Source organism: Limosilactobacillus reuteri subsp. reuteri (assembly GCF_000016825.1).
GTDB classification, from domain to species: Bacteria; Bacillota; Bacilli; order Lactobacillales; family Lactobacillaceae; genus Limosilactobacillus; species Limosilactobacillus reuteri.
The window spans coordinates 1261137-1274021 of record NC_009513.1 but is presented as its reverse complement, the minus strand read 5'-3'; the positions used below and the strand labels follow the sequence as shown (position 1 = coordinate 1274021).

Genomic DNA, 12885 nt, shown 5'->3' with positions numbered 1-12885 from the left:
TTATTTCATTTATCGATATTTTAGCAAATATTCTCATTGCTTATATTATAATTCCATTACAATGGTCAATTTCATGTTGAATAATCTCAGCAGCAAAATCCGCAAGTTCTAATGTTTGCACTTGCCAGCTCTGATTGCGAAATTTAACGGTAATTTGCTTATACCGTTTAGTAGGACGAGTTCCGCTCAATGAAAGACATCCTTCTGTAGTTTGATAAGGGTGACTTTTAGCGACAATTTGCGGATTAAACATTACGACATTAAAGGGCCCGATTCGTGCAATAATTGCATTCTTATTTACACCAATCATATTGGCAGCCATTCCAACACATTCAGCTTGGTGAGCATTAAGCGTATCGCTAAGATCGGTTGCAAGGGGCAAATCAGCTTTAGTTGTGGGGGTTGCTTTTTTGGCGAGTAATTGTTGATCTTTAATAATTGGTTTAATCATGTGTCTTCCTCCGAAAAAACAAAGCTGAGAAAAAACTTTTGCTTTCTCCCAGCTTCTTGATAATTATTTTTTATGATGTTGCTGTTTGCCAGCATTACGTTGACGATTACGGTTTGCTTGATCGCTTGGCTTGGCATCGCCTTTACGTAATTGGTCAATTGCATCAGTCGGTTTAGTTGAAGAACTAGGGGTGTTAATTACTGGTGCTTCTGGCATTTTAATTGGATTCTTCTTGCTCTCTTCCTCAATTTGGCGACGAATCCGCGGACGGTAAGCATTGACCATCAAGGTTTGTAAGATGGCAAATAATCCACCAATGAAGAAGTAAAGACCTAATCCGGCAGAAGAAGTGATAGAAATGAAGAAGGTCATGAAAGGACTCATCCAAATAGCAGCCTTCATTTGCTTCTTCTGGGCTTCAGGAACACCGACAAGCCCAAGATAACTCTGAGCAGCATAGGCAATAAAAGATAAGACCGCTAAGATAATACTTGGCTTACCAAGTGGAATCCCAAAGAAAGTCGCATGGTAAAGGTCTGGCGAATAACGGATAGCAGCATATAAGGCGGCAAAAATTGGCAGCTGAATTAACAATGGGAGACAGCCAATACCGCCAGTTAAGCTAATGTTGTTATCCCGGTAAAGAGCCATCATTTGTTGACTAACGGCAGCCTGTTCTTCAGGAGTCTTGGCTGCTTTTTGTTTTTCTGTTAGTTCTTTAATCAATGGTTGAACCTTGGACATCTTTTCTTGCATAATGGTTGATTTTTTCATTTGTGAGAACATCACTGGTAAAAGGATTGTTCGCACAACTACCACAATGACAATAATTGCCCAACCGTAGTTATTGCCCATATGGCTGGCTAACCATTCCATCAAGTGCTGCATTGGTTTAGCCATATAATCATAGACAAACCCGTATGGTCGACCGCTCTTAGTAGTCCGTACACATCCGCTAAGAAGCAACAGGAGGGTAAAGAGACCTCCAGCGATCGTTATTCGTTTTCGTTTCATATTAATGAATCAAACTCCCTTATTTCTTTGTATATTAATTACGTTAATAGTACGTATTTTACTCTATTCAGGAATTGAATTCTACCGCTAATCGCGAACTAATGCGTGATTTGAAATGAATGATGGTAGTTTTGCAGGCTTCCCTCGATGATTTTAACCTTATTAATTCGAGCATAAGGAGTGGGCCCAGTTTTAATTTTAAAGATTAATTGTTTAACAATCTCGATAGGCCCCTGCAATTCACAATAAACACTCCCATCATTCTTATTCATAACAATTCCCTCAATTCCAGCCTGCTGTGCCAACTGATAGACGCTCCAGCGGAAACCAACTCCTTGAACGTGCCCAGTAATGGTAAGATGGTAATTAATCATAATTAAAACTCCTTAATGAAAACTTATTATTAGTTAATAACAATTGTACAACAGGAACATGGTATAATTTAATTAACAAGAAGGAGCATGCAAATTATATGGAACAATTAACATCAATTCATAATCAGCACGTTAAAGATTGGAAGAAGCTGCAAACCAAAAAAGCGCGACGGCAGACTGGTACTTACCTGTTAGATGGCTGGCACTTAGTTCAAGAGGCATCCAAAGCGGGAATCGAGCTTTTAGAAGTAGTCGGGACAGCTGAACAATTAGCTGCCCATCCAGAGCTTGAAGGAATGGCTAATGCAACCTATGAAGTTACTGAAGAGATCATGAAGCATATTACTGATACGGTAACGCCGCAAGGGATTGCCGCGGTTGTTGCTTTACCAGATTCTCATCGTTTACCAGCAGGGCCATTGCATGGGGCATGGCTTTTCCTCGACCGAGTTCAAGATCCAGGAAACGTGGGGACAATGGTGCGGACAGCAGATGCCGCTGGGTTTACTGGAGTAGTAGTTGGACAACGCTCAGCAGACTTATTTGGTCCTAAAGTTGTTCGTTCAATGCAAGGAAGCCAATTCCACCTTCAAATGTTTGAGGGTGACTTAAGAAAGTGGATTGATGATTTTAAATCAATCAATGCTCCGGTGTATGGAACACAACTGAATCCCCAAGCCAAAAACTTTCGAACTGTTGATCCCGGTGATACTTTTGCCTTAATCATGGGCAATGAAGGGCAGGGGATGAGCGATGACCTTCTTTCACAGACAACTGATAACCTCTATATCCCAATGCGTGGTGAAGCCGAATCGCTTAACGTCGCTATCTCTGCGGGAATCTTAATGTTTCAGCTTAATCAAAATCTAGATTAAATTAATTTATTTTCTCGTTAAAATCGTGTATGATAATTGCAATAATATAGAAAAGGGGTATTACATGAAATCAAAAAATGAATGGCGCACCGATAAAGAGTATGTTTCAATCGTTGCCGATCTTTTAGCCCAGCCAGCTGTTCAAAAGCTAGCGAACTATACTCAGCATCATCACTCTACCCGCCTGCAACATTCTATTGCGGTTTCGTATGATAGCTACAAAATTGCTAAAAAAATGCATCTTGATTATCGCAGTACTGCGCGGGCAGGCCTCTTGCATGATCTCTTTTATTATGATTGGCGGACGACTAAGTTCAATTTAGGAACCCATGCATTTATTCATCCCCGAGTTGCATTACGCAATGCTGAAAAGCTAACCCCGTTAAATAAAAAAGAAAAGGATATTATCCTTAAGCATATGTTTGGCGCAACGTTGGCAGTGCCACGCTATCCGGAGAGTTTAATTGTATCGCTAGTTGATGATTTCGAAGCAGAGCATGAATTCTTTGGCCCGCTACGTGCAAAGATGCGTCGAAAGATTAAGAAACGTCGGATGCGAACAACTTGGTAGAGGAGAAGGAGAGTTAAATTATGGAACAATTAGTAGCAGAAAAGGCACTTGATGAAGACTGTAAACTTTGTCCAAAATTTACACGTACGTTTATGATCTTGGGAAAGAAATGGAACGGATTAATCATTGAAGTACTACTTAAAAATGGCAACATGCGATTTAAGGATATTGCCAGTAGCATTGCAAAGTGCAGCGATCGAGTCTTATGTGAACGATTAAAAGAACTCGAAGACGAACAAATTGTTGTTCGGAACACTTACGAAAGTTCTAGTCGGGTAGACTATTCGCTAACTGAACGTGGTCAAGAATTGCGGCCAGTCATGGAAGCTGTTCACGCATGGAGTGACAAGTGGATTTAAAAATAACGCTTGACGCCTTACAGATGATTGTCTAGAATATGTAATTGAATTAAAAGCGATGATGAGAGCTAGTAGCTAAACGATCCTGTTAGAGAGTTGCAACCATGAGCTGAGAATTGCAATCAGTGATCTAAAGCGAATTTCACTTTCGGAGCTGATACGTAATGGTATTCCGGCCAATCACCGTTATTGATTACTAGAGTGTGTAGGATTTTCCCCTACAAACTAGGGTGGTACCGCGAAGCCTCGTCCCTATATTGGGATGAGGCTTTTTTTGAATTAAGGAGTGAAAATATGGGACTAAGAGAGAAATTAGCCGAACTTCGTGAAGAAGGATTGCAAGATATTAAACAATCAGAGGATTTAAAACGAATTAATGAAATCCGCGTAAAGATGCTGGGAAAGAAAGGGCCTATTACGTCAGTTCTTCGAGGCATGCGTGACCTCAGCGCTGAAGAACGACCAAAAGTAGGGCAATTTGCTAACAAGGTGCGGGATGAATTGTCAGCAGCGATTGAAGAAAAGCGTGCTGAGCTAGAACAGGCCGCTATGAACGCTAAGTTAGCAGCCCAAACAATTGATGTTACTCTTCCTGGAACACCAGTAGCACAAGGACAACCTCATGTTATTCAACAAATCATTGACCAAGTTGTGGACTTGTTTGTATCAATGGGGTATGAAGTAGCAGTTGGGGATGAAGTTGAACAAGAAGTTTATAACTTTGAAAAGCTTAACTTGCCAAAAGATCACCCCGCTCGTGACATGCAAGATACCTTTTATGTTACGCCATCTGTTTTGATGCGGACACAAACGTCACCAATGCAAGCACGGATGCTCGAAAAACACGATTTTAGTCAAGGCCCACTAAAGATGATTTCACCAGGTAAGGTTTACCGGCGTGATACTGATGATGCAACTCACAGTCACCAATTCCACCAAATTGAAGGGATGGTTGTTGGTAAAAATATTACCATGGCTGATTTGAAGGGAACCCTTGAAGCAGTTGCTCAAAACCTTTTTGGTGACAAGTTAAAGGTCCGCTTGCGGCCAAGTTACTTCCCATTTACTGAACCATCAGTTGAAGCAGATATTACTTGTTTCAACTGCCTTGGCAAGGGTTGTGCAATTTGTAAGCAAACTGGTTGGATTGAAGTTCTTGGTGCCGGTATGGTTCACCCAAATGTGCTTAAGATGTCAGGCGTTGATCCAGAAGAATACGGTGGTTTTGCCTTTGGACTTGGACCAGATCGTTTTGCCATGCTGAAGTACGGCGTTGACGATATTCGTAACTTCTACCAAAATGATGTCCGCTTCCTTAACCAATTTGACCAGAAAGGATAATGTGAAATGAAAGTATCATATCAATGGCTTCAAGAATACCTTGATTTAGATGTTGCCCCTCAAGATTTAGCTGAAAAGATTGCTCGTACCTCTGTTGACATTAATGACGTTTACTCACTGAGCGACGGATTAAAAAAGATCGTTGTTGGGGAAGTAGTGCAATGTGAAAATCACCCTGACTCAGACCACCTTCATGTTTGTCAAGTGGACGTTGGCGAAGAAGAACCGATCCAAATTGTTTGTGGTGCTCCTAATGTTCAAGAAGGTAAAAAGGTAATCGTTGCCCTTCACGGTGCGCGAATTGCTGATAACCAAAAGATTAAGCGTGGTAAGATTCGTGGTGTTGAGTCAAACGGAATGCTTTGTGCTCTTCAAGAAATTGGTTTTAGCGACAAGATTGCGCCTAAAGATTACGAAGATGGTATCTACTTCTTACCAGATGATGCTAAAAACGGTGATCCCGTATTTAAGTACTTAGGGATGGACGACACGGTCATCGATACAGATGTAACTCCTAATCGTGGAGATATGCTTAGTATTTATGGAAATGTTAATGACATCGCAGCCTTTTACGGGTTAAAGTCGCATTTTAAAGAAGTCGCAATTAAAGAAGAAGGGACTGAAAAGACAGCGGACCTTCTTCAAGCAGAAATTGCGGATACTAAGATTGCGCCAACTTATAAATTACGGGTAATTAAAGGTGTTAAAATTGCCGAAAGTCCATTATGGCTTCAAATTCGCCTCTGGAACAGTGGTATTCGTCCTGTAAATAATGTCGTGGATGTGACTAACTATATCCTCCTTAAATATGGTCAACCCCTCCACAGCTATGATTATGACCAATTATCTGGTAAAAACTTTGGGGTTCGCCACGCTAATGAAGGTGAAAAGTTTGTTACGTTAGACGGGGATGAACAAACCTTAAAAGCAAATGATATTGTTGTAACTGTCGATAACCAGCCAGTTGCGCTTGCGGGAACGATGGGTGGAGAAGGAACTGCAGTAAGTGATGATACGACAACAGTTGCCCTTGAAGCAGCCATTTTTGATCCAGTAATGGTCCGGAAGCAAGCACGGCGCTTAGATCTTCATAGTGAATCCTCAATGCGGTTTGAACGCGGAATCAATCCAGCAACAGTTGAAACCGCATTGAATGAAGCAGCCGAAATGATTAAGGAGCTTGCGGGGGGAACGATTACAGCAGGAATTGTAACTGGTAGTGAAGCGCCAGCAGTTGATACCCCAATCAAACTATCCCTTGCAAAGATTAATCATGTTCTGGGAACTTCATTAACCATGGAACAAGTTACTGATATTTTTGATCGCTTGGCATTTGCTTACACTGTTGATGGTGATGATCAATTAACAGTAATTGCCCCAGCACGGCGGTGGGATATTAGTCTTGCAGCAGATCTTTATGAAGAAATTGCGCGGATTTACGGTTATGATAACTTGCCATCTACTTTACCAACGATGACGCGTAACCGGGGAGGACTTACTCCACGTCAACGGTTTATTCGGGCAAGTCGTCATGACCTCGAAGGAATGGGCTTAACTCAAGCAATTAGCTATTCTCTCACAACTGTTGAAAAGGCTAAGCAATTCCAAATTAAGCCACTCGCTGAACCAATGAAACTTGACTTCCCAATGAGTTCGGACCATGTAGCTACCCGGATGAATATTGTTAGCGGCTTGCTTAATGATATTGCTTACAACGTGGCGCGGAATGTTGACAATGTAGCACTATATGAAGAAGGCCGGGTCTTCTTGCCAATGGGGGATGAACGTCCAGTAGAACAAGAACACCTTGCAGCTGCGGTTACTGGTCAAATGGTAGCTAATAGTTGGAATAAGAAAGATCAACCGGTTGATTTCTTCCAATTAAAGGGGATCGTTGAACGTTACCTTAAGAATATGGGGATTGCTGGTAAGGTTGCTTATGTTCCAACTAGTGATCGACCAGAAATGCATCCAGGACGAACCGCTGATATTATGGTTGATGACCAATTAGTTGGCTTTATTGGTCAAGTTCACCCACAAACTGCTAAGGAATACAAGATTCCCGAAACATACGTATTTGAATTAAATCTCGAATTATTACTGACTGCACCAAAGATTGAAAATGAATATACACCTATTAGTAAGTATCCTTCAATCACTCGCGATATTGCCCTCTTAGTTGATGATGAGGTTGAAAATGCAACGATTGTCGAGGCTATTAAGCAAAAGGGTGGTGCTTACCTTAAAGATATTCACTTATTTGATGTTTATGCTGGTTCGCACCTTCCTGCCGGTAAGAAGTCATTAGCTTACACCTTAACTTATCAAGATAATAAAGGAACATTGACTGAAGACCAAGTAAACGCGGCCTTTGATAAAGTTACTGCTTACTTGCAAGATAAGATTGATGCAGAAATTCGTTAAAAATTAAAAGGCTGGATTTTTTCGGCCTTTTTTTAGTGCAAATAATTATTTTTTACGTATTTATATTATAGGGCCAATCACTAAAGTAATAATTAGTGGTTGAAGGGCTAAAAATTTTCTGCTATTTTATTAATAATTTGATAAAATAAAAACATTTGATATTAAAGAGGGATAAACGAAATAATGAAATCAACAACGAAGAAAATTCTTGCATCGTCGTTAGGGGTAGCTGGCGCAATGGCAATGGGTACTGTAACTGCTAAGGCTGATGCAACTGTTACGGTCAATGCTGGCGATAGTTTAAATGGGATTGCTCAAAAGTATAATGTTAGTGCGGATGATATTGCAACCGCTAATCACTTGCAAAATAAAGAGTTGATTTTTGCAGGACAAAAGTTGACAATTCCAACCAAAGATAAAAATGAAACACCTGCTAATAATACTGAGAAAAAGGATCAAGCCAACAAGAATAGTCAAAATCTACAAGATTCTGTTAACAAGGCAATGTCTTATTTAGGAACCCCTTATGTTTGGGGTGGTAATAAGCCAGGTGGATTTGATTGTTCTGGGTTGGTTCAATATTGCTACGGTATTCCTCAACGGACGACGTATGAACAACAAGCTTTAGGACCACATATTCACGATAACGTCTTAAACGCGCCATATGGGGCCCTTGTTTTTTATGGTTCTGATGATGCGCCATACCACGTCGCTATTTCACTAGGGGACGGTCGGATTATTCAAGCTCCAAACGAGAATGAAACAGTTAAAATTACTGACCAACAATACTTCCCTGGAAATTACTATGTTGTTATGCATTAATATTCACTTTTTACCTCGCCTTTAATAATTTAAATTAGTAATTATCTTGCGCATCACAAAAGAGTGCTATATACTATTTCAGATTAGAAAGTTTAATGAGGGAGACAAATTGATGAGTATTCAACAGAATAAGCGTCCAGTAGTTATTGGTGTTACAGGTGGTTCCGGTAGTGGAAAGACAACGGTAAGTAATAAAATCTATGACCAATTGCATGGACAAGCGATCCAGATTATTAACCAAGATACTTACTATAATGATCAGTCAGATATGACAATGGATGAACGTAAAGCAGTAAATTATGATCATCCGCTTGCATTTGATACAGATTTTTTGATTAAACAGCTAACGGATTTGCGGAGTAATAAGGCGATTGAGATGCCGGTGTACGACTATACACAATATACGCGTTCCGACAAAACCGTTCATGTAGAACCGACTGATGTCATTATTTTAGAAGGAATCTTAATTCTTGATGATGAACGTTTACGGGATTTAATGGATATTAAAGTTTATGTTGATACAGATGATGATATTCGGATTATTCGTCGAATTCAACGTGATATGGTAGAGCGTGGACGGTCCCTTGATTCAATTATTACTCAGTACCTGGCTACGGTAAAACCAATGTACCATCAATTTGTTGAACCAACTAAACGCTATGCTGACATTATTGTGCCAGAAGGTGGCGAAAACCAAGTTGCAATCGACCTATTATCGACAAAAATCCGCGATATTTTAGTAAAACGTGGACACACCGAATTGCGATAGGTATTTACAAGCTGAAGTAGAAATGGTAATGTTGCACTGGATAAATTATGAGGAGTGTTTATAATGGCTGAAGAAAAAACTTTTCCAATGACCCTTGAAGGGAAGAAAAAGCTTGAAGACGAACTTGAAGAATACCGCTTGAAGCGTCGACCAGAAGTTATTAAGCGGATAAAGATTGCTCGTAGTTATGGTGATTTATCTGAAAATTCAGAATATGAATCAGCAAAAGATGAACAAGCAATGGTTGAAAGCCGGATTGCGCAAATTGAAAACATGCTTCAATATGCTGAAATTATCGATAATGAAGATGTCGACAAGGATGAAGTATCCATGGGACGGACAATTACTATTCAAGAATTGCCAGATGAAGAACCAGAAGAATACCAAATTGTTGGTGAATCAGAATCTGATCCATTTAATGGTAAGATTTCGAATGAATCTCCAATGGCAAAGGGATTACTTGGTCACAAGGTCGGCGAAGTAGTTGAAGTTGAAGTTCCTAATGGGACAATTAAGTTAAAGATTGTTAAGGTTGATTAATCAATATCTTTTAAGCGAGAGGGAGCGAGACAGAAGTTACTTGTAACTTCTGTCTCGCTCCCTCTCGCTTTTCTTATTGGTATTGTTGCTCTACTATGCTATAGTAAGGTGTATGAAAGCGATATCAACAAACGTAGGAGGGAAGAAAAATGAAATTGATTATTACTGATGCTGCAAGTCAATGGTTTCGTGAGGAAATGGGATTAGAACCTGGGAATGGAGTAAAGTTTTACGGCAAAACTTATGGTCAAACTGAAGTCCATCATGGCTTTTCGCAAGGATTTACTCGTGAAGATAAGCCAGTTGACCCGATTTTAGAGGTAAAAAAGGATGGCATTAATTACCACATTGATTCGCTAGATGAATGGTTTTTTAAGGATCTTATCACTACTGTTGACTATGATCCGCAAGTAGACGGACTGGTATTTCATTTTCAACATGAAGATGGCGATACACCTGACGTAGCTGGATTTGTTAATGACGCTGATGATCATTCCGATAATAAGGCTGATGCCTCTACTGGAGCATCGCAGCATTAATTTTTATATAGTGAAAAAGCTCTTTAGCATGTACTGTCCAATGATAGTATGCTAAAGAGCTTTATTGCTAGTCAAACCTTTATTTCTAATCAAAAATTGTCTTTATTTGATGTTCTTTCTTAACCCACCATCCAGTTAAGCCGAGACTTAGAACTGTAATTATAAGTCCAAGAATGAGGAATGGTGGTCGGTAATAAAATTCAACCCGATGCTTTCCGGGACTCATTGGGATAGCCATAAACGTATTAAGTACGGTCTGGGGAGTAGTAGGCTTACCATCTACCTTAACGTGCCAACCCTTGGCAGCAGGGATAGTAGTCATCAATACTCGCTGATTCCGCTGGAGATTGACTGTACCAACGATTCGATTACTACGGTATGAACTAATCTTTAAGGGAGATTCTTGGAGAGTCTTTAAGCTGGCCATAAATGGTCGTTGCTTTAGTTGATAGATACTAACGTTTTGCATCCAAAGTGTAGCTTTCTTTAGTTGCAAATTGACAAGGATTTTTTGCCCTTTTTGATCATGAGCAACGTTGATTACTACCGTATTACGAAAGGTGTCATATTGGGTGAATTTTTTGTTATTCATCGTAATTGTGGCATTATCCTCAACGTTTGGTCCGAGTGTTAAGTAGTAAGAATCGTTGGTTGGCGGAATAAATTCTAGTTGAACTGATGCTGGTTTAAGCAGGTTTTGCTTTCTAAAGATCGTGCCAGTAATTTGCTTAGCACTTTGAACATTATTGAATTTAACGGAATTAAAGTTTTGAACGGCAAATAATGAATGAAGTGTTGGACGACCGGCAAGCGTTTGGAAAATCTGTGACTGATAATTTAACGGATCCATTGTTGTCCGTTGAAGGTGGAGGATGGCGGCATTAGCTCCAAATGCGATCGGAAGGGCATGTGGATTCTCACGGAGATTGACTGCTGAAGTTGATCCTACTAATGGGTAACTATACCAATCGGGACGGAAACCTGATAGGGGTAATGCCTGTCCAGCTGAAGTGTTCCGAGCGTTCATAGTGTATTTGTAACCAAGAAGCGCATCACTCACTTGAGTTCCATTAGTATACGTAACAAAGCCATCCCCATCTGGCTGCCCAATTGCACCCATGAAGGCTGGAATTGGCGGTTCTAAGGTCGAACCAAAATGGTCACCAGAATTAAAGTCTGCTTGGAAGGGGTCATCTTTTGTTCGCATAAAAGTTTTGGCAACGCGGTAGAAGCCTGGATCATGTTTCTTTAGTTTTTCTACACTTTTATCAAGAGCAATAGTGTAGTTGCCAAATTCAGGCTGTGAAACGTAAGAGATCTTATTAAGCGCCGTGTACCCACTCATAGAAATATCACAGACAGCAAGGAGAACAAGAAGCGCGTCGTATAAGCGCGGTGAATTTGTTCGGGGAATACAAAGGCAACTAACAGCGATCAGCGCAAAGCATAAGCCGATATTCCGTTGATTGCTATTAATATACGATAAGTTAAGCATACCAACATACCAGTAAATTGCGATAATAAGCAACGTCAGGATAAGTGCACTGCGCTTTTTTATTTTGAAATCAGGTTGAAGCACTTTAGCTGCAAGATAGATGCACCAGAAAGAGAAAAGGTAGGAAAAACGATAAGGGTACCAAACTGGAAACTGTCCGGCATGCCATAAAAGATCTAATGGTTCGTAACAGAATGAGAAAATAAAGAAAATAGAAATGGCTGCCCCAATCAAACGACGACGAAGGTCAAAGCGATTGTTGAAAAAGTAGAGACAAGCACCGAGCATTAATAGCATTCCAATATAAATGTTGGGCTGACCGCTTGGCATTTGATTAAAATTAAATGATCCGGGAACAAGTTTCCCAAGCATTTTAGGAGCAAAGTACTCAAAACGGCTGTGAATCTTGGTTTCAGTATACGTCCCTTTACTTTGCATCAAGGCATAGAAAGTTGGCAATAAAATGACTGCTGAAATCCCCGCCGCAAGCAGCGAACTACCGAGATAGCGGAGAAAGATTACTCCCCGTTGTCGCCATGACGCCAAAGCTGGTGTTTGCCAGAGGAAAAATAGAAAAGTAAAGATGGCAATCATCCAGCCCATATAATAATTATCAATCAGTATTACGGCTAGCCAAGCGATATAAGTGCCAACACGATTTTGATAAATAAGTTTAAGGAGTCCCCAAATAATTAACGGCAAAAGTATTAAAGCATCTTGCCAAATCATATTTAATTGGTTGGCAATCATCCAGCCATTCATTGAGTAGACTGTACTGAATGCTAAAATTCGCCACCCCTGTTGTAGCTCCGTTTTTTGCATTAACCAGGCAAAACTCAATCCCGCTAGACCGTATCGAACGAGTGTAACGATGGTTATCCCAGTTGCAAGGTGTTGAGCAGGGAAAAATAACAAAATTAAGTTTAATGGACTTAGCAAGTAATATGCATTAGTTCCAAACATTTCGCCACCCAGCCCTTTGCTAAACGAATAAAAGAAACTACTGGGATGGTGGAGAATGGTATTTCGAAGGTAACTGAAAAAATCGACATATTGTTGACCGAGATCAACGGTTAATAAGCTGCTTTTGCCAAAGGGAGTCATTTGACGGTATGCAAAATAGCAAGCCATCAAAATAACTGGTAACAGGAAACTTGTAATCAAAATTTTGCGTCGATATAAACGATGATGTTGATATAAAAACACAGCAAAATTCTCCTTCTCTCAATTAAATAGACACATCCACATTATCATATCCTTTTTGAAAATGATATTCATTACTATTGTTCATTAAATTTCATTAAATCATTG

General features: G+C 40.0%; 13 protein-coding genes and 1 other annotated feature. Of the genes, 9 read left to right on the top strand and 4 right to left on the bottom strand.

What is annotated here, in order from left to right; all coding sequences use genetic code 11:
- Nucleotides 1-40: 40 nt before the first annotated feature.
- From LREU_RS06415 to LREU_RS06405, 3 genes are all read right to left on the bottom strand, one after another.
- Nucleotides 41-451 (bottom strand): peptide deformylase, encoded by a 411-nt coding sequence (locus LREU_RS06415; RefSeq protein WP_003668467.1) that lies wholly within the window; start codon nt 449-451, stop codon nt 41-43.
- 63 nt (nt 452-514) lie between these two features.
- Entirely contained in the window at nt 515-1465 is a 951-nt protein-coding gene (gene yidC / locus LREU_RS06410; protein ID WP_003668465.1) for a membrane protein insertase YidC, read from the bottom strand.
- Between the two features lie 98 nt (nt 1466-1563).
- On the bottom strand, nt 1564-1839 hold the full coding sequence (locus LREU_RS06405; RefSeq protein ID WP_003668464.1) for an acylphosphatase: 276 nt from the start codon (nt 1837-1839) through the stop codon (nt 1564-1566).
- Nucleotides 1840-1937: 98 nt separating this feature from the next.
- Here LREU_RS06405 and LREU_RS06400 point away from each other — a divergent pair, with 98 nt between their 5' ends.
- The 9 genes from LREU_RS06400 (at nt 1938) to LREU_RS06360 (ending at nt 10079) form a co-directional block, all read left to right on the top strand.
- On the top strand, nt 1938-2714 hold the full coding sequence (locus LREU_RS06400; protein ID WP_003668462.1) for a TrmH family RNA methyltransferase: 777 nt from the start codon (nt 1938-1940) through the stop codon (nt 2712-2714).
- 64 nt (nt 2715-2778) lie between these two features.
- Nucleotides 2779-3285, top strand: coding sequence for an HD domain-containing protein (locus tag LREU_RS06395; RefSeq protein ID WP_003668459.1), 507 nt, complete (start codon nt 2779-2781; stop codon nt 3283-3285).
- 20 nt (nt 3286-3305) lie between these two features.
- Nucleotides 3306-3644, top strand: a complete 339-nt coding sequence (locus LREU_RS06390; RefSeq protein ID WP_003668457.1) for a winged helix-turn-helix transcriptional regulator — start codon at nt 3306-3308, stop codon at nt 3642-3644.
- A 49-nt stretch (nt 3645-3693) separates the two neighbouring features.
- Nucleotides 3694-3901 (top strand) — a binding site (T-box leader).
- A 37-nt stretch (nt 3902-3938) separates the two neighbouring features.
- On the top strand, nt 3939-4985 hold the full coding sequence (gene pheS / locus LREU_RS06385; RefSeq protein WP_003668455.1) for a phenylalanine--tRNA ligase subunit alpha: 1047 nt from the start codon (nt 3939-3941) through the stop codon (nt 4983-4985).
- A 6-nt stretch (nt 4986-4991) separates the two neighbouring features.
- The gene (pheT, locus tag LREU_RS06380; protein ID WP_003668452.1) at nt 4992-7409 is read left to right on the top strand and encodes a phenylalanine--tRNA ligase subunit beta; all 2418 of its coding nucleotides are present in this window, start codon (nt 4992-4994) and stop codon (nt 7407-7409) included.
- A 183-nt stretch (nt 7410-7592) separates the two neighbouring features.
- Nucleotides 7593-8231: a C40 family peptidase gene (locus LREU_RS06375; protein ID WP_003668451.1), complete on the top strand. Its 639-nt coding sequence runs from the start codon at nt 7593-7595 to the stop codon at nt 8229-8231.
- A gap of 112 nt (nt 8232-8343) precedes the next feature.
- Nucleotides 8344-9000, top strand: coding sequence for a uridine kinase (udk, locus tag LREU_RS06370; RefSeq protein ID WP_003668449.1), 657 nt, complete (start codon nt 8344-8346; stop codon nt 8998-9000).
- A gap of 63 nt (nt 9001-9063) precedes the next feature.
- A complete protein-coding gene (gene greA / locus LREU_RS06365; protein ID WP_003664064.1) occupies nt 9064-9540 on the top strand; it encodes a transcription elongation factor GreA in 477 nt (158 codons plus the stop codon).
- Between the two features lie 149 nt (nt 9541-9689).
- Nucleotides 9690-10079, top strand: coding sequence for a HesB/YadR/YfhF family protein (locus LREU_RS06360; RefSeq protein WP_003668448.1), 390 nt, complete (start codon nt 9690-9692; stop codon nt 10077-10079).
- An 85-nt stretch (nt 10080-10164) separates the two neighbouring features.
- Here the strand turns inward: LREU_RS06360 and LREU_RS06355 are convergent, their stop codons facing one another.
- A complete protein-coding gene (locus tag LREU_RS06355; protein ID WP_003668446.1) occupies nt 10165-12780 on the bottom strand; it encodes a YfhO family protein in 2616 nt (871 codons plus the stop codon).
- Between the last annotated feature and the right edge of the window lie 105 nt (nt 12781-12885).